The sequence below is a fragment of the Streptomyces sp. CB02056 genome (assembly GCF_001905545.1).
In the GTDB taxonomy this organism is placed as follows: domain Bacteria; phylum Actinomycetota; class Actinomycetes; order Streptomycetales; family Streptomycetaceae; genus Kitasatospora.
In genome coordinates, this window is sequence record NZ_LIPD01000007.1 from 177,116 (window position 1) to 196,830 (window position 19,715).

The following is a 19,715-nucleotide window of genomic DNA, read 5'->3' on the forward strand; positions in this document are numbered from 1 at the left end:
CTCGGAGGCGAGTTGTTCGTTGTCCTGGAGCGCGGCCCGCAGTGCCTCGACCAGCCTCGCCGTCTGGTCGAGGGCGGCCGCGCCGTCGTTGGTGGTGGTGGTCATGTCAGCCTTTCGGATGGTGCGCCGGGCGCCGAGCGCGGACGAACGGGCGCGGGTCGGTGAGCGCGGTGCGTCGGCTCGGTGGGTCTGCGCGGTGGGTCCGCGCGGTCGGGTCGGGCGCGGACGGGTCGGGCACGGTCGGGTCGGGCGCGGTCGGGTGGGCGGTTCAGCCGCGGCCGCGCAGGGCGCGGGCGACCAGGCCGTCGATGTCCAGGTCCGCGATGGCGGGCCCGTCCACGGGCACCGGTCCCGCGTCCGGGCCGGCCGCGCGCGGCTCGGGGGTCACGGCCGCCGGGCCCGCCACCGGCTCCGGCAGCAGCTCGGACCGCAGGTGGCGGGCGAGCGCGAGCGGGGTCGGGTGGTCGAAGACCAGGGTCGCCGGGAGTCGGACGCCCGTCGCCCGGGCCAGCCGGTTGCGCAGCTGCACCGCGCCGAGCGAGTCGAACCCGGCCTCCTTGAAGGCCTGGGCGGCGGCGACGGCGTTCTTGGACGGGTGCCCGAGGACGGCGGCGGCGGCGGAGCGCACCAGGTCGAGGACCTCGCGGTGCTGCTCGCGCTCCGGCAGCGCGGCCAGCCGGGCGGCGAAGTCCGCCGCGTCGTCGGCGGGCGCACCGGTGGCGGCGGTGCGCCGGGGCGTGCGGACCAGGCCGCGCAGCAGCGGGTTCAACTCGCCGCCCGCCGCCTGCCCGCGCAGCGCCTCACGGTCCAACCGGGTCGGGACCAGCACCGCCTCCGGAGAACGCAACGCGGCATCGAACAGCGCCAGCGCCTCCTCCGTCGCCAGGGCCTTGAGACCACCCCGGGCCAGCCGGGCCCGGTCCGCCTCGTCCAGGTGCCTGGTCAGCCCACTCGCCTGAGCCCACAGGCCCCAGGCCAGTGAGACCGCCGGCAGACCGCGCTCACGACGCCACCCGGCCAGACCGTCCAGGAACCCGTTCGCCGACCCGTACAGGCTCTGCCCGGCGTTCCCGAACACACTGGCGCCGGAGGAGAACAGGACGAAGGCCGCCAGACCCAGGCCCTCGGTCGCCTCGTGCAGGTGCCAGGCCGCGTCCGCCTTCGGCGCGAACACCTCCCCCAGCCGCCCTGCGGGCTGCCCCTCGAACACACCGTCGGCCAGCGCACCGGCCGTGTGCACCACCGCCGTCAGCGGACGCTCCACCGGGACCCGACGGACCAGGCCGTCGACCACCGAACGGTCCGACACGTCCGCGGCCACCACCTCCACCTCGGCACCCAGCGCCTCGAGCCCGGCCACCAGCTCCGCCGCACCCGGCGCCGCCGCACCACGACGACTCACCAGCACCAGCCGCCGCACCCCGTGCGACTCCACCAGATGCCGGGCCACCAATCCGCCCAACGTCCCCGTACCACCGGTCACCAGCACCGTCCCCGCCGGATCCAGGACGCCGTGCCCGTCGGCGGAGGCCGGAGCGGAGGCACGCGCCAGACGCGGCACCACCACACCGCCGTCGCGCCAGAGCGCCTGGGTCTCGCCCGACGCCAGCAGGCCGCCCACCACCGACGGGTCCACCGCCGCGGCGGGGAAGCCCGTTCCCTCGCCGCCGAGGAGCACGATCCGGCCGGGCTGCTCCTGCTGGACCGAACGGACCAGCCCCCACACCGCGTTGACCGCCGGGTCCGCGTCCGGGGGCCCGGTCACGACCGCCAGCGGCGCCCCGCTCCGGTCGGGATCGGTGAGTCCCTGGTGCAGGAACTCCGAGACCCGGCCGACCAGCGCCCGGGCGCCCTCGGGCCCCTCGGCCGTCCCGGCGGTCAGGTCCAGCACCGCCGGGGCGGCGACACCGGCGGCACCGGCGGGCAGGACGAGAGGCGTCCAGCCCACCTGGTAGAGGTGGTCGGTTCCGGCCCCGCCGAGGCCGGCCAGCCGGTCGACCGGCACCTGCCGCAGCGACAGGGAACCGACCGAGGCCACCGGTCCGCCGGTCGGGTCGGTGAGGACGAGCGAGAACGCGTGCGGGCCGGTCTGCCGGGCGTGCACCCGCAGAGCAGTGGGACGCGTGGCGAACAGGGCCACGTCGTTCCAGGCGAACGGCAGCAGGACGTGGCCCGGCTCCGGCTCGGCGATGCCCAGGAAGTTGGTGGCCTGCAGAGCGGCGTCCAGCAGCACAGGGTGGATGCCGAAGTCCTCGGCGGCCCGGCCGGCGGGCAGGGACACCTCGGCGTACACCTCGCCGTCGAGCCGCCAGACGGCCCGCAGCCCCCGGAACGCCGGTCCGTAGCCGAAGCCGCGGTCCGCCAGCCGCTCGTAGAAGCCGTCCAGGGCGACCGGCTCCGCGCCGGCCGGCGGCCACGCGCCGGGGGCGACGGTGTCCGGCGCCTGCTCGCCGCCCAGGAACCCGGTGGCGTGCCTGGTCCACACGCCGCCCTCCGCGTCCTCGGGCCGCGAGTACAGGGCGAACGGCCGCCGGCTGTCGGCGGCGTCGTCCTCCGGCGCGTCCACCCGCAGGTGCAGCTGCAGGTCGCCGCGTCCGGGGACGAGCAGCGGGGCCTCGATCACCAGTTCCTCGACGGTGGGCGTGCCCGCCTCGTCGCCGGCCCGCGAGGCCAGCTCCAGCAGCGCGGCCCCCGGGGCGAGGACTGTGCCGGCGACGGCGTGGTCCGCGAGCCACGGGTGGTCCTTCGAGTCGAGCCGCCCGGTGAGGAGCGCCCCACCCTCGGGCAGCTGCACCGCCGCGCCCAGCAGCGGGTGCCCGACGGGCGCCAGCCCGGCGGCGCCCACGTCGGTGGCGGGGCGGGTCTCCAGCCAGTAGCGCTGGTGCTGGAAGGGGTAGGTGGGCAGCTCGGAGGCGGGGAGGACTGCGGCGTCCGGGAAGGCCGTGGACCAGTCCACGGGCAGGCCGTGCACATGGAGTTCGGCGGCGGCGAGCAGGACGCGGTCCCAGCCGCCGTCCTCGCGCCGAAGGGTCCCGGTGACGACGGTCGGCGCCTGGACGGCCTCCTCCAGGGCCTCGACGATGCCGTGGGCGAGCACGGGGTGTGCGCTGACCTCGACGAACGCCCGGAAGCCCTCGCCCGCCAGGGTGTCGACGGCGTCGGCGAAGCGGACGGTCTGCCGCAGGTTGCGGTACCAGTACCCCGCGTCCAGCTCCGGACCCTCCAGCCAGCGGCCCTCAACAGTCGACAGGAACGGAACGACGGCCGGCTGCGGCTTCACCGAAACCAGCAGCTCGGCGAGTTCGGCCTCGATCGACTCCACGTGCGAGGTGTGCGAGGCGTAGTCCACCGGGATCCGGCGCACCCGCACGCCCTGCTCCTCGTACCCGGTCACCAGGGTGTCGAGCGCGGCCGGGTCACCGGCCACGACCACCGAGGAGGGGCCGTTGACCGCGGCGACCTCGACGCCGTCCGGCAGCGTGCCGGCCACCTCGGCGAGCGGCAACCCGACCGACACCATGCCGCCGCGTCCTGCCAGACCCCGGGCAATGGCCTGCGACCGCAGCGCCACCACCGCCGCCGCGTCCTCCAGCGAGAGGATGCCCGCGACATGCGCCGCCGCGATCTCCCCCTGGGAGTGACCCACCACCGCGTCCGGCACCACACCCAGCGACGCCCACAGCCGCGCCAAACCGACATTCACCGCGAACGACACCGGCTGCACCACGTCCACCCGCTCCAACGAGGCGGCACCCGGCACCTGGTTCACCACATCCAGCAACGACCAGTCGACATAAGCCCTCAGAGCCTTGTCGACCTCACCGAGCGCCTCCGCGAACACCGCCGACTCCGCGAGCAGCCGACGACCCATCCCCACCCACTGAGAACCCTGACCCGGGAAGACGAACACCGACCGACCACTCACCTCCGCCCGACCGGACACCAGCCCGGCCGCGGCCTCCCCCCGTGCCACCGCGTCCAGCGCCGCCACCGTGTCCGCGCGGTCGGCGGCCACCACCACGGCGCGCTGCTCCAGCGCGGCCCGCGCGGTGACGAGGGTGCGGGCGGTACGGGCCAGGCCGGTGTCCGGCTGCTCGGCCAGGAGCCGGCCCCAGGCGCCGGCCTGGGCCCGCAGGGCGTCCTCGGAGGCGGCCGACAGCACCAACGGCAGTGCGGCACCGGTCGGTTCGGCGTCCGGCTGCGGGGCGTCCCCGACCGGGGCCTGCTCCAGGATCACGTGGGCGTTGGTGCCGCTGACGCCGAAGGAGGAGACGGCGGCCCGGCGCGGCCGGTCGACCTCCGGCCAGTCGCGGCGTTCGGTGAGGAGCGCGACCGCGCCCGAGTCCCAGTCGACCTTCGAGGTGGGTGTGTCGATGTGCAGACTCTTCGGCAGCACGCCGTGCCGCAGCGCCTCCACCATCTTGATGACACCGGCCGCACCGGCCGCCGCCTGGGTGTGGCCGATGTTGGACTTCAACGACCCCAGCCAGAGCGGCTGTTCGGCCGGACGGCCCTGCCCGTACGTGGCCAGCACCGCCTGCGCCTCGATCGGGTCGCCCAGCGAGGTCCCCGTCCCGTGGCCCTCGACGGCGTCGACGTCCGCCGCCGTCAGCCGGGCGTTGGCGAGGGCCGCCCGGATCACCCGCTCCTGCGAGGGCCCGTTCGGGGCGGTGAGGCCGTTGGACGCACCGTCCTGGTTGACGGCCGAACCCCGGACCACGGCCAGCACCTCGTGCCCCAGCCGCCGGGCGTCCGACAGCCGCTCCAGCAGGAGGACGGCGACTCCCTCGGCGAGCCCGGTCCCGTCGGCGCCGTCCGCGTACGCCTTGCAGCGGCTGTCGCGCGCCAGGCCGCGCTGGGTGGCGAAGTCGACGAACACCTCCGGCGTGGCCATCACGGCGACCCCGCCGGCCAGGGCCAGCGTGCACTCGCCGTCGCGCAGCGCCCGCGCGGCCAGGTGGACGGCGACCAGGGAGGAGGAGCAGGCGGTGTCCACCGTCACCGACGGGCCTTCGAGGCCGAGGGTGTAGGAGACCCGGCCGGAGGCGACCGAGCCCGAGTTGCCGATCCCGAAGTACCCCTCCAGGCCCTCCGGGAGGTTGAGCACGTGGTGCGCGTAGTCGTGGTACATCAGGCCCGCGTAGACGCCGACCGGCTGCCCCTTGAGCGAGGCCGGGTCGATGCCGGCCCGCTCCAGGGCCTCCCAGGAGGCCTCCAGCAGCAGCCGCTGCTGCGGGTCCGTCGCCAGCGCCTCGCGCGGGGAGATCCCGAAGAGCGCGGCGTCGAAGCCGCCCGGGTCGGCGAGGAAGCCGCCCTCCTCGGCGTAGGTCTTCCCGGCGGCGTCCGGGTCGGGGTCGTACAGGCCGTCCACGTCCCACCCCCGGTCGCGGGGGAACGGGGCCATGGCGTCGGTGCCGTCGTGGACCAGGCGCCACAGGTCGGCCGGGGAGGCGACGCCGCCGGGCAGCCGGCAGGCCATCCCGACGATGGCGATCGGCTCGGTGCGCCGGGCCTCGACGTCGCGCAGGCGGCGCCTGGTCTGCTGGAGGTCGGCCGTGACGCGCTTGAGGTAGTCGCGCAGCTTGTCGTCGTTCGACATGGGGTTCTTCCTCGTATCCGTCATCAGGAAAGGCCGAGTTCGTTGTCGATCAGGTCGAAGAGCTCGTCGTCCGAGGCGGCGCCCAGGTCGACGCCCTCGGCCTCGGGCTCCTCGCCCGACTCCGCCCAGCGGGCGGTGAGGGCCTCCAGCCGGGCGGCCACCTGGGCGCGCAGTCCGTCGGGCGCCCCGGACGCGCCGGCCGTCCCGGCCGTGGCCGCCAACGCCTGCTCCAGCCGGTCGAGTTCGAGCAGGACGGGCGGCACGGCCACCGAGCCCGCCAGGCCCAGCCGGTCCCGCAGGTGCTCGGCGACGGCGGCCGGGGTCGGGTGGTCGAAGACCAGGGTCGCCGGGAGCCGGACACCGGTGGCCTCGGTGAGGCTGGTGCGGATCCGCAGCGAGGTCAGCGAGTCGAAGCCGACGTCCTTGAACGCCTGAGCGGGCTTCACCGTCTCGTCGATGCTCTGGCCGAGCACCTTGGCCGCGCTGGCCCGGACCAGGTCCAGGAGCAGCCGGAGCTGTTCGGTCTCGCCCACCGCGGAGAGCCTGCGGAACAGGACCTCACGGCCGTCGCCGGCCGGTGCCCCGGCGGTGGCGGCGGTGCGGCGGGGGGTGCGGACCAGGCCGCGCAGCAGCGGGTTCAGTTCGCCGCCCGCCGCCTGCCCGCGCAGCGCGTCGCGGTCCAGCCGGGTCGGGACCAGCAGCGCCTCCGGGGACCGCAGCGCGGCGTCGAACAGCGCCAGCGCCTCCTCCGTCGCCATGGCCGCCAGGCCGCCCCGGGCCAGCCGGGCGCGATCGGCCTCGTCCAGGTGCCCGGTCAGGCCGCTGGCCTGAGCCCACAGGCCCCAGGCCAGCGACACCGCCGGCAGACCCCGCTCACGGCGCCACCCGGCCAGGCCGTCCAGGAAGCCGTTCGCCGACCCGTACAGGCTCTGCCCGGCACTGCCGAACACGCCCGCGCCGGAGGAGAAGAGAACGAAGGCCGCCAGACCCAGGCCCGCGGTCGCCTCGTGCAGGTGCCAGGCCGCGTCCGCCTTCGGGGCGAACACCTCCCCCAGCTCCTCCGCCGACCGCGTCTCGAAGACGCCGTCGGCCAGCGTGCCGGCGGTGTGCACCACCGCCGTCAGCGGACGCTCCACCGGGACCCGACGCACCAGGTCGTCGACCACCGAACGGTCCGACACATCGGCGGCCACCACCTCCACCTCGGCACCGAGCGCCTCGAGTCCGGCCACCAACTCCGCCGCACCCGGCGCCGCCACGCCGCGACGGCTCACCAACAGCAGCCGCCGCACCCCGTGCGACTCCACCAGATGCCGGGCCACCAACCCGCCCAACGTCCCCGTACCACCGGTCACCAGCACCGTCCCCGCCGGATCCAGGACCGGGCCGGTGCCGGTGGGCGCCTCGGCACGCGCCAGGCGCGGCACCACCGCGGTCCCGTCGCGCCAGGCGACATGGGGTTCGCCGGACGCGAGCGCGTCGGCCACCAGTGAGGCGGGCACCGCCGAGCCGTCGGTGTCCACCAGGACGATCCGGCCCGGGTGTTCGAGCTGCGCGGTGCGGACCAGGCCCCGGACGGCGGCCGCCGCCGGGTCCCCGGCGCCGTGCGCGGTCAGGACCGCGAGCGGGCCGGCGGAGTCACCGGCCAGGTGCTCCTGGATCCCGCCGAGCGCGGCGCCGACGAGTGCCCGGGCCGCCTGCGGCACCGGCAACCCCTCGGGGACGCGGGTCAAGTCGAGGACATCGTCCCCGGACGGGCGGTCCGCCGCCCGCGGCAGGTCGGCGGGCGCCCAGTCGACGCGGTACAGGTGCTCGGCGGCGGTGTCCCGGGCGGCGGACAGCCGCTCGGGCGCCACCGGCCGCAGGACCAGCGCCCCGACGGCACCGACGGGCCGGCCGACCGGGTCGGTCAGCGCGAAGGAGACGCTGTCCGGGCCCTCCCGGCGGGAGTGCACCCGCAGCGCGGTGGCCCCGGACGCGTACAGGGCCACGTCGTTCCAGGCGAACGGCAGCAGCACCTCCCCCGGTCCGGCCACCGGCGCCGCGCCCAGGTTGGCGGACTGCAGGGCCGCGTCCAGCAGGGCCGGGTGCAGTCCGAACCGCCCGGCGGAGTCCGTCAGTTCCTCCGGCAGCGCGACCTCGGCGAACACCTCCTCGCCCGACCGCCAGGCGGCCCGCAGGCCCCGGAACGCGTCGCCGTACTCGTAGCCCGCCTCGGCCAGCCGCTCGTAGAATCCGTCCAGGGCGACCGGCTCCGCGCCGGCCGGCGGCCACGCCTCGTAGCCGAACTCCGGTGCGGTCTCGGCCGCCAGGAAGCCGGTGGCGTGCCGGGTCCACACGCCGCCCTCCGCGTCCTCGGGCCGCGAGTGCACGTGGACGGCCCGGCGGTCGTCGTCGGCGGTGGCCGGGTCGACCGTGACACGGACCTGGAGGCCACCGCGCTCGGGCAGGATCCCGGGCGCCTCGACGACCAGCTCGTCGAGTCGGCCGAGACCGGTCCGCTCCCCCGCCCGCAGGGCGAGTTCGAGGAAGGCCGCGCCGGGCAGCAGGACCGTCCCGGAGACGGCGTGGCCGGCCAGCCACGGGTGCGATCGGACCGACAGCCGTCCGGTGAACACCTCTCCCCCGTCGGGCAGTTCGACCAGGGTGCCGAGCAGCGGGTGCTCGGCGGCGGCGACCCCGAACGCGGTCACGTCACCCGTGGCGGCCACGGGCTCCAGCCAGAAGCGCTGGTGCTGGAAGGCGTAGGTGGGCAGTTCGGAGGGACGGACGGTGCCGGCTCCGGCGTGGGCCGTGGACCAGTCCACGGACAGGCCGTGCACGTGGAGTTCGGCGGCGGCGAGCAGGACGCGGTCCCAGCCGCCGTCCTCGCGGCGCAGGGTCCCGGTGACGACGGTCGGCGCCTGAACGGCCTCCTCCAGGGCCTCGACGATGCCGTGGGCGAGCACGGGGTGCGCGCTGACCTCGACGAACGCCCGGAAACCGTCACCCGCCAAGGTCTCGACGGCGTCGCCGAAGCGGACGGTCTGCCGCAGGTTGCGGTACCAGTACCCGGCGTCCAGCTCCGGGCCCTCCAGCCAGCGGCCCTCGACGGTGGAGAGGAAGGGGATGGCGGCGGGCTGGGGCTTCACGGCGCCGAGCAGCTCGGCGAGTTCGGCCTCGATCGACTCCACGTGCGAGGTGTGCGAGGCGTAGTCGACGGCGATCCGCCGCACGCGCACGCCCTGCTCCTCGTACGCGACGACGAGCGTGTCCAGACCCGCCGGGTCACCGGCCACCACCACCGAGGAGGGGCCATTGACGGCCGCGACCTCGACCCCGGCGGGGAGCCGGTCGGCCACCTCGACGAGCGGCAGCCCGACCGAGACCATCCCGCCGCGTCCGGCCAGACCCCGGGCGATGGCCTGCGACCGCAGCGCCACCACCGCCGCCGCGTCCTCCAGCGAGAGGATGCCCGCGACATGCGCCGCCGCGATCTCGCCCTGCGAGTGGCCGACCACCGCGTCAGGAACGACACCCAGCGACGCCCAGAGGCGCGCCAGGCCGACGTTCACCGCGAACGACACCGGCTGCACCACGTCCACCCGCTCCAACGAAGCGGCACCCGGCACCTGGTTCACCACATCCAGCAACGACCAGTCGACATAAGCCCTCAGAGCCTTGTCGACCTCACCGAGCGCCTCCGCGAACACCGCGGACTCGACGAGCAGCCGACGCCCCATCCCGGCCCACTGGGAACCCTGACCCGGGAAGACGAACACCGACCGACCACTCACCTCCGCCCGACCGGACACCAGCCCGGCCGCGGCCTCCCCCTCGGCCAGGGCCTTCAGGGCGGCGACGAGCGCGGCCCGGTCGGCGCCGACGGCCACGGCACGCTCGGTGAACCGGGTGCGCGCGGTGACGAGTGCCCGGGCGGTGGCGGCGAGGTCCGGCGCCGGCTGCCCCTCCGCGAAGGCCGCCAGCCGCGCGGCCTGCTGACGCAGCGCCGCCTCCGAGGCGGCCGAGACCACCCAGGGGACCACGTTCTCCCCGGCGTCAGCGGGCGTTGCTGCTCCGTCGATGGGCTCGGCGCCGTCGGCCGGCTCCGCCTGCTCCAGGATCACGTGCGCGTTCGTCCCGCTCACCCCGAACGCCGAGACGCCGGCCCGGCGCGGGCGGTCGGCCTCCGGCCAGGCCCGCCGCTCGGTGAGCAGGGCGATGCCGCCCGAGGACCAGTCGATGTGCGAGGAGGGCGCGTCGATGTGGAGGGTCCGCGGCAGTACGCCGTGGCGCAGCGCCTCGACCATCTTGATCACGCCCGCCGCACCGGCGGCGGCCTGGGTGTGGCCGATGTTGGACTTCACCGACCCGAGCCAGAGCGGCTGTTCGGCCGGGCGGTCCTTGCCGTAGGTGGCGAGCAGGGCGTGTGCCTCGATCGGGTCGCCGAGCGGGGTGCCGGTGCCGTGCGCCTCGACGGCGTCGACGTCGGCGGCCGTCAGCCTGGCGTTGGCGAGCGCTGCCCGGATGACCCGCTCCTGCGAGGGACCGTTCGGGGCGGTCAGACCGTTGGACGCACCGTCCTGGTTGACGGCCGAACCCCGGACAACCGCCAGCACCTCGTGCCCCAACCGCCGGGCGTCGGAGAGCCGTTCGAGCAGCAGCAGGCCCACGCCCTCGGACATCCCGAACCCGTCGGCTGCGTCGGCGAAGGCCTTGCTCCGGCCGTCGGCGGCGAGGCCGCGCTGCCGGGAGAAGCCGACCAGGCCTTCGAGCGTGGACATCACCGAGGCGCCGCCGGCCAGAGCCAGCGTGCACTCCCCGGCGCGGAGCGCCTGGGCGGCGAGGTGCAGGGCGACCAGCGAGGAGGAGCAGGCGGTGTCGACGGTGATCGCGGGTCCCTCCAGGCCGAGGGCGTAGGAGAGGCGGCCGGAGAGCACGCTGCCCGCGTTGCCGGTGACCAGGTAGCCCTCGTCGGCGGCGCCGCCGGTGCCCTGGGTGCCGTAGTCCTGGCCGTGGGTGCCGATGAAGACGCCGGTCGGGGTGGCGCGCAGGGCGGTGGGGTCGAGTCCGGCGCGCTCCAGGGTCTCCCAGGCGACTTCGAGCAGCAGGCGCTGCTGCGGGTCCATCGCCAGGGCCTCGCGCGGGTTGATGCCGAAGAAGGCGGCGTCGAAGTCGGCGATGCCGGGCAGGAATCCGCCGCCGCGCACGTAGGTGCGGCCGGGGGCGTCGGGGTCGGGGTCGTAGCTGCCGTCGAGGTCCCAGCCCCGGTCGGCGGGCAGGCCGGTGACGGCGTCGCCGCCGGCGGCGACGAAGCGCCAGAGGTCCTCGCCGGAGTCGAGGCCGCTGGGGAAGCGGCAGCCGACGGCGACGATCGCGATCGGGTCGTCCTCGGTCCCGGCGGCCTGTGCCGCGGGGGTGGCGGGGGCGGCGGGGGCCGGTTCCTCACCGACGAGTTCGGTCGCGAGGTGGGCGGCGAGGGCCTTGGGCGTCGGGTAGTTGAACACCAGGGTGGCGGGCAGGCGCAGGCCGGTGGCGGTGCCGAGGGCGTTGCGGAGTTCGACGGCGGTGAGCGAGTCGATGCCGAGTTCCTTGAACGCCTTGTCGACGTCCAGTGCCGCGGCCGAGCCGTGGCCGAGGACGGCGGCGGCGGTGTCGCGGACGAGGGCGGTCAGCAGTCCGTCGCGGTCGGCGGCGGAGAGTCCGGCGAGCCGCCGGGCGAGGGTGCCGGCGCCGTCCGCGGCGGTGCGGGCGGCGGCCCGGCGCAGGGCGCGGGGCGTGCGGGCGGCGGGTGCCAGGTCGCGCAGCAGCGGCGGGAGGTCCTCGGTCCGGACGCCGGTGACGTCGAGCCTGATCGGCACCACGGCCGCGGGCTCGCCGGTGAGTGCGGCGTCCAGGAGGGCGAGGCCCTGGTCGGCGGAGAGGGGGCGGGTGCCGACCCGGGCCATCCGGGCGAGGTCGGTGTCGCTGAGCCGGCCGCCCATGCCGGCGGCCTCGGCCCACAGGCCCCAGGCGAGCGACACGGCGGGCAGTCCGAGCGAGCGCCGGTGGGCGGCCAGGCCGTCGAGGAAGGCGTTGCCGGCCGCGTAGTTGCCCTGGCCGGAGCCGCCGAGGACGCCGGAGGCGGAGGAGTAGAGCGCGAAGGCGGCCAGGTCGAGGCCGGCGGTGAGCTCGTGCAGGTGCCAGGCGGCGTCGACCTTCGGGCGCAGCACGCTGTGCCACTTGGCGGCGTCGAGCGCTTCGATGACGCCGTCGTCGACGATCCCGGCGACGTGGACGACGCCGGTCAGCCGGTCGGCGAGGGTGTCGACGACGACGGCCAGCGCGGTGCGGTCGGCGGTGTCGACGGCCTCGGCACGGACCAGGGTGCCGTGCGCGGCGAGTTCTTCGAGCAGGTCGGCGGGCACGGCGGAGCGGGAGAGGAGCACGAGTTCCGCGACGCGGTGGACCGCCGCGAGGTGACGGGCCACCAGGCGGCCCAGGCCGCCGTTGGCGCCGGTGACCAGGACGGTGCCGCCGGCCAGCGGGGACGGCGCGTCCTGCGCGGGGGCGGGCCGGGCGGCCGGGCGGCGCAGGCGGGCGACCAGCCGTCGCCCGTCGCGCAGCGCCAGCTGCGGTTCGTCGTCCGGTGCGGCGGCCACCGCCCGGGCGGCGTCGGCCGGGTCGTCGGCCTCGACGAGGACGAAGCGGCCGGGGTTCTCCGACTGGGCGGTGCGCACCAGGCCCCGGACGGGTTCCTGGACGAGTTCGCCGCGCCGGGTGACGACGACGAGCCGGGAGTCGGCCGTCCGGTCGTCGGCCAGCCAGGCCTGGAGCGCCCGCAGGACGTCGTGGCCGACGGCGTGGGCGCGCTCGGGCACGGTGTCGGAGGGCGCGCCCACGCCGGCGGGCAGGACCACGAGGGGCGGCAGGGCGCCGTCCTCGGGCAGGTCGCCGTGGAGGGTCCAGTCCGCGGGCCCGTCGGCGGGCGCGTCGGCGGCCTCGGGTGCGGGGACCCAGTCGACCTCGAACAGGGCCGCGTCGTCCGCCGGACCGGCGGTGAGGCCGCGCGGGTCCACCGGCCGCACGGTGAGGGCCTCGACGTCCACGACGGGGGCTCCGGTGTCGTCGGCGGCCCGGATGGTGAGGGTGTCGGGGCCGGCGGGGGTGACGACCACGCGCAGCGCCTCGGCGCCGGTGGCGTGCAGGCGCACGCCGGCCCAGGAGAAGGCGAGCCTGGGCACGTCGGCGCCGGGGAGGAGGCCGGCCTCGCCGAGCGGGTGGAGGGCGGCGTCCAGCAGGGCGGGGTGCAGGCCGTAGGCGGCGGCGTCGGTGGTGGTATCGGGGAGGCGGAGCTGGGCGTAGAGGCGGCCGTCGGCGAGCCAGGCGGCCTCGACGGCGTGGAACGCGGGGCCGTAGGCGACGGTGAGCCGGTCGTAGAGGCCGTCGGTGTCGAGCGGGCGGGCTCCGGCGGGCGGCCAGACCGTCAGGTCGTCGGCGGTGGCGGGCTCCGGGCCCTCGGGGGCGAGCGTTCCGGTGGCGTTGGCGTGCCAGGGCAGGCCGGGGCCGGTGCGGGTGAGCAGCCGGACGGCGCGGCGGCCGTCCTCGGCCTCGCCGACGTGGACCTGGAGGTCGAGGCCGCCGCCGTCCGGGACGACGAGCGGGGCGGAGACGGTCAGTTCCTCGACCGTGGGCGCGCCGAGCCGGTGGCCGACGTGGGCGAGGGCGTCGAGCAGCGCGGTGCCGGGCAGCAGCGTCGCGCCGCCGACCCGGTGGTCGGCCAGCCAGGGCAGGGTGCGTTCGGTGATCCGGCCGGTGAAGACGGCGCCTTCCTCCGTGCCGAGCCGCAGTTCGGTCTCCAGCAGCGGGTGGCCGGCCTTGTCCAGGCCGACGGCGGCGAGGTCGCCGGCGGAGCGGCCCGGCCGGAGCCAGTAGCGCTGGTGCTGGAAGGGGTAGGTGGGCAGTTCGGAGGGGCGGACGGTGTCGGCCCCGGCGTGGGCCGTGGACCAGTCCACGGGCAGGCCGCGCACGTGGAGCTCGGCGGCGGCGAGCAGGACGCGGTCCCAGCCGCCGTCCTCGCGCCGCAGCGTGCCGCTGACGACGGTCGGCGCCTGGACGGCCTCCTCCAGAGCCTCGACGACGGCGTGGGCGAGCACAGGGTGGGCGCTGACCTCGACGAACGCCCGGAAGCCCTCACCCGCCAGGGTCTCGACGGCGTCGGCGAAGCGGACGGTCTGCCGCAGGTTGCGGTACCAGTACCCGGCGTCCAGCTCCGGGCCCTCCAGCCAGCGGCCCTCGACCGTCGACAGGAACGGGACGACGGCCGGCTGCGGCTTCACCGAACCCAGCAGCTCGGCGAGTTCGGCCTCGATGGACTCGACGTGGGCGGTGTGGGAGGCGTAGTCGACGGGGATCCGGCGCACCCGGGCGCCGCGCTCCTCGAAGGCGGCCACCACGGTGTCGAGGCCGGCCGGATCACCGGCGACGACGACCGAGGAGGGGCCGTTGACGGCCGCGACCTCGACCCCGGCGGGGAGCCGGTCGGCCACCTCGGCGAGCGGCAACCCGACCGACACCATGCCGCCGCGTCCGGCCAGACCACGGGCGATGGCCTGCGACCGCAGCGCCACCACAGCGGCCGCGTCCTCCAGCGAGAGGATCCCGGCGACGTGCGCCGCCGCGATCTCCCCCTGCGAGTGACCCACCACCGCGTCCGGCACCACACCCAGCGACGCCCAGAGACGGGCCAGCGCGACGTTCACCGCGAACGACACCGGCTGCACCACGTCCACCCGCTCCAGCGAAGCGGCACCCGGCACCTGGTTCACCACATCGAGCAACGACCAGTCGACATAGGGCTTCAGTGCCTCCGCGGCCTCCTCCAGAGCCCGCGCGAACACCGCGGACTCGGCGAGCAGCCGACGCCCCATCCCGGCCCACTGGGAACCCTGGCCCGGGAAGACGAACACCGACCGACCGCTCACCTCCGCCCGACCGGACACCAGCCCGGCCACGGCCTCCCCCTCGGCCAGGGCCCGCAGCCCGCTCAGCGCCCGCGCCCGGTCGGCGGCGACCACGACGGCCCGCCGTTCCAGCGCGGCCCGGGAGCCGGCGAGCGCGCGGGCCACGGCCGGCGCCTCGGCGACGGGCCTGGCCTCGGTGAACCCGGCGATCCGTTCGGCCTGTTCGCGCAGGGCCTCGGGGGAACGGGCGGAGAGCAGCCAGGGCACCGGGGTGCCGGAGCCGGCGTCGGGTTCGCCGTCGAGTCCGGCGGGCACCGCCCGGTGCGCCGGCTCCTGGGCGGGGGCCTGCTCCAGGACGACGTGGGCGTTGGTTCCGCTGACGCCGAACGAGGAGACGGCGGCCCGGCGCGGCCGGTCGACCTCGGGCCAGGCCCGTTCCTCGGTGAGCAGGGCGACCGCACCGGACTCCCAGTCCACCTTGGTGCTGGGCTCGTCGATGTGCAGGCTCTTCGGCAGCACGCCGTGGCGCAGCGCCTCGACCATCTTGATCACGCCGGCGACGCCGGCGGCGGCCTGGGCGTGGCCGATGTTGGACTTCAACGACCCCAGCCAGAGCGGCTGTTCGGCCGGACGGCCCTGGCCGTAGGTGGCCAGCACCGCCTGCGCCTCGATCGGGTCGCCCAGCGAGGTCCCCGTCCCGTGCCCCTCGACGGCGTCGACGTCCGCGGGTGTCAGCCCGGCGTTGGCGAGGGCGGCGAGGATCACCCGCTCCTGCGAGGGGCCGTTCGGGGCGGTGAGGCCATTGGACGCACCGTCCTGGTTGACGGCCGAACCCCGGACGACCGCCAGCACCTCGTGCCCCAGCCGCCGGGCGTCCGACAGCCGCTCCAGCAGCACCAGGCCCACGCCCTCGGCCCAGGCGGTGCCGTCGGCGCCGTCCGCGTAGGCCCGGGCCCGGCCGTCGGCGGAGAGCGCGCGCTGGCGGGAGAACTCGACGAAGGAGGTGGGCCGGGCCATGATCGCGGCGCCGCCGGCCAGGGCGAGCGTGCACTCGCCGTCGCGCAGCGCCTGGGCGGCCAGGTGCAGGGCCACCAGGGAGGAGGAGCAGGCGGTGTCCACCGTCACCGACGGGCCTTCGAGGCCGAGGGTGTAGGAGATGCGGCCGGAGGCGACCGAGCCGGCGTTGCCGGTGCCCAGGTAGCCCTCCAGGCCGTCCGGGACCTCGGCGAGGTCGGTGGCGTAGTCGTGGTACATCAGGCCCGCGTAGACGCCGACCGGCTGCCCCTTGAGCGAGGTCGGGTCGATGCCCGCGCGCTCCAGCAGTTCCCAGGAGGTCTCCAGCAGCAGCCGCTGCTGCGGGTCCGTCGCGAGCGCCTCGCGCGGGGAGATCCCGAAGAAGGCGGCGTCGAACTCGCCCGCGTCGTGCAGGAATCCGCCGTGGCGGGCGTAGGAGGTGCCGGGGACGGCCGGGTCCGGGTCGTAGAGGGCGTCGAGGTCCCAGCCGCGGTCGGCGGGGAAGGGGGTGATCGCGTCGGTGCCCTCGGCGACCAGCCGCCACAGGTCGGCCGGGGAGGCGACGCCGCCGGGCAGCCGGCAGGCGGCGCCGACGATGACGACGGGGTCCTCGGCGGGCGGCACGGTGCACGGTACGGGCGCGGGCCGGGCGGCGGTGGCCGGACGGCCGGTCAGCGCGTTCAGCAGGAAGGCCGCGACGGCGGTCGGGTTGGGGTGGTCGAAGGCGAGGGTGGCGGGCAGCCGCAGGCCGGTGGCGGCGGTGAGGCGGCCGCGCAGTTCGACGGCGGTGGCGGAGGTGAAGCCGAGGTCCTTGAACGGGCCGTCGGGGCGGATCGGGTCGGGGCCGTCGCCGGCCAGCCCGGCGGTCTCCGCGAGGACGAGGTCGAGCAGCTTGCGCTGCCGGTCGGCGGCCGGGCGGCCGGCCAGGCGGCGGCGCAGCGCGGCGGCGGTCGCGGTGTCCGGGGCGCTCGGGCCGGCCGGGGTGTCGATGAGGTCGCGCAGCAGGGCCGGGACGTCCTGCGGGGCGAGGGCGTCCAGCCCTTCGGGGTCGAGCCGGAGCAGCAGCAGGGAGGTGTGGTCGGCCAGGTGGGCGGCGTCGAAGGCGGCGGCGCTCTCCTGGGCGGTGAGCCGGCCGAGGCCGGGCGGCACGGGGCGTCCGTCCCCGTCGGCGGGGCCGGTGATGAGGGCGAGGCCGGGCAGGCCGTGGCGGCTGCGGTGGTGGGCGAGGGCGTCGAGGAACGCCGCGGCGGCGGCCTCCCCGGGGGCGCCGGGGGTGCCGAGCGGTCCGACGGTGGGGGTGTGCACGACGAAGGCGGACAGCTCGGTGCCGGCGGTCAGTTCGTGCAGGTTGACGGCGGCGGCGAGGGCGGCGCCGAGGCCGGGGAAGGCCGCGCCGGGGGTGTGGACGACGGCGTTGAAGCGCGTGCCCGGGCCGGCCAGCCAGTCGGCGAGGGCGTCGCGGTCGGCGAGGTCGAGGGCGCTGAGGGTGGTCTCGGCGCCGGCGGCGGTGAGCCGTCCGGCGAGTTCGGCGGCGGCCCGGTCGGCGGGGCCGTGCGGGCTGGTGAGCAGGATCCGGCGCACGCCGCGTCCGGCCACCAGGTGGTGGGCGACGGCGGCGGCGGCCGGCCCGTCGGCGCCGGTGACCAGGACGGTGCGGCACGGGTCGAAGCGGGCGCCGGGCTCGCCGTGGGCGAGCGCGGCGGACACCCGGGCGGCGCGCGGGCGCAGCGCCACGCCGGAGCGGACGACGAGTTCGGGTTCGCCGGAGGCGACGGCGGTGGCCAGGGCGTCGGCGGCGTTCTCCTCCGCGTCGAGGTCGACCAGCAGGAACCGGCCGGGGTTCGCCACCCGGGCGGCGCGGACCACGCCGCGCAGCGCGGCCTGGACGAGGTCGGTGGCGCCGCCGGGGCCGGCGGCGCCCCGGGTGACGACGACCAGCGCGGTGTCGGCGAGCCGTTCCTCGGCGAGCCAGGCGGTGAGCTGCCCGTCGAGGGCGCGCACGGCCTCCTCGACGTCGGCGGCGAGCGGCCCAGGGGTGCGCAGGCCGGCGCCGACGCCGAGCACGGCGGCATCGGGCAGCGGGCCGGCCGCGGCCAGCGCGGCCGGGTCGGGGTGGGCGGCGGCGCCGAGGGCGTCGGCGAGGCCGAAGGCGTCCGCGCCGAGCACCGCCCAGGTGCCGGCGGCGGAGCGGGCGCCGGGGACGGAGGAGAGCGGCAGCCAGTCGACGCGGAAGAGGTGCTCGTAGTGGCTGCCGCCGGCGGCCCGCAGCCGGGCGGGCGCGTCGAGCAGCACGTGCCGGGTGATCTTGCCGGAGGCGGTGCGCGGGATGCGTTCCGTCTCGTACAGCTCCTCGGGGACCTTGAAGTAGGAGAGCCGTTCCCGGCAGGCGGCCAGCAGGGCCTCCGGGTCGAGGCCGCCGGGGCCGGGCACCAGGAAGGCCACCGGCACCTCGCCGAGCACCTCGTGGGGCTTGCCGACGACGGCGACGTCCGCGACGCCGGGCACGCCGCGCAGCACCTCCTCGACCTCGGCCGGGTGGATGTTCTCGCCGCCGCGGATGATGAGTTCCTTGATCCGGCCGGTGATGGTGAAGTAGCCGGAGCCGTCCCGCCGGGCGAGGTCGCCGGTGTGGTACCAACCGCCGCGCAGCGCCTGCTCGGTGGCCTCGGGCTGGTTGTGGTAGCCGAGCATCACGCTCGGGCCGCGCACCCAGACCTCGCCCTCCTCGCCGTCGGCGGCGTCCAGGCCGGTCTCCACGTCGACCAGGCGCACGCCCAGGCCGGGGACGGGCAGGCCGCAGGAGCCCTCGACGCGGGCGCCGGTGGGCCAGTTGACGGTGATCGAGCCGCAGGTCTCGGTGGAGCCGTAGGCGTCGATGAGCGGCGCGCCGAACGCCTCCTCGAAGGAGCGCCGCAGCGCGGCGGTGGTCATGGCGCCGCCGACCAGGCACATCCGCAGGGCCGGCGCGGTGAAGCCGTCCTCCCGGGCGGCGCGCACCAGCTGCTGGTACATGGTGGGCACGCCGGCCAGGAAGGTCGCGGACTCCTCGCGGACGGCCTCCAGGACGTCCCGCGCGGCGAAGCCGTCGAGGATGCGGGCGGTGGCGCCGACCGCGGTGACGCTCAGCACGCAGGCGATGTGGGAGAGGCTGTGGAACAGCGGCAGCGGCCAGACCACCCGGTCCTCGGCGCTCAGGCCGGGCACCGGCACGTAGCAGGCGGCGACCGACCAGAGGCAGTTGCGCTGGGTGGACAGCACGCCCTTGGGCCGGCCGGTGGTGCCGGAGGTGTAGAGCATCCAGGCTGGGTCGTCGAGGCCGAGGTCGTCGCGCGCGGGGGTGGCGGGGTCGGTGCGGGCCAGGGTCTCGAAGGAGAGGGTGCCGGCCGGGACGGGGCCCTCGCCGGTGACGATCACCCGCAGGTCGGCCCGGCCGCGGGCGAGGGCGTCCAGGCCGGCGGCGCGGGCGGCGTCGGTGATGACGACGCGGGCGCCGCTGTCGTCCAGCAGGTGGGTGAGTTCGGCCTCGGTGGCGTGCGGGTTGAGCGGGACGCCGATGGCGCCGGCGCGCAGGATGCCGAAGTAGGCCTCCACCACCTCGACGCTGTTGCCGAGCAGGATCGCGGCCCGGTCGCCGGGCTGGAGGCGCAGGTCGGCGAGGTGGCCGGCGATCCGGCCGGTGCGGGCGTGGAGCTCGCCGTAGGTCACGCCGCGGACGGCGTCGCGGAACGCGGTCTTGTCCGAGCTGTCGCGGGCGTGCTCGGCCAGCAGTTCGGGCAGCGGCCGGATCAGCTCGGTGCGCAACATGCCGTCACTTCCTTGGGTCGGTTCAGGGCTGGTTCGGGGTCTGTTCCGGTCGGCCCGGTTCGGGCCTCGGGCGGGGGCATTCGATTTCCGCCCGGCACCAGGGGTGGGCGGCGGCGGAATGGGGCTTGCATTTCCTGGCCGGAATGTCGCGGTACGGGGCCGGCGCAATTGCCGGGCGGCCTTTCCGGGGCGGCCGTACGCGAATTCCCGCCGGTCACAGTCTCGTGCGGCGGGGGCTCCGGGCCGCCCCTATCCGACCCCCTATACGGGCCCTAATCACGGTGGACGGGGCAGGGGTAGCGGGCGCGGCCGGCGGCTGAGCGGTGGGTGGGAACGGCGCCGCCCCGCCGGGCGTGGGCGCGGCGGGGCGGGGAGGG

Annotated in this window: 1 protein-coding gene and 1 pseudogene; both read right to left on the bottom strand. The window is 76.6% G+C overall.

Annotated features, from left to right (window positions below):
* Positions 1-268: 268 nt before the first annotated feature.
* Positions 269-5,557: pseudogene (locus tag AMK13_RS19770) on the bottom strand (type I polyketide synthase); the annotation flags it as partial.
* A 65-nt stretch (positions 5,558-5,622) separates the two neighbouring features.
* On the bottom strand, positions 5,623-19,338 hold the full coding sequence (locus tag AMK13_RS19775; RefSeq protein ID WP_074003443.1) for a type I polyketide synthase: 13,716 nt from the start codon (positions 19,336-19,338) through the stop codon (positions 5,623-5,625).
* Positions 19,339-19,715: the final 377 nt, after the last annotated feature.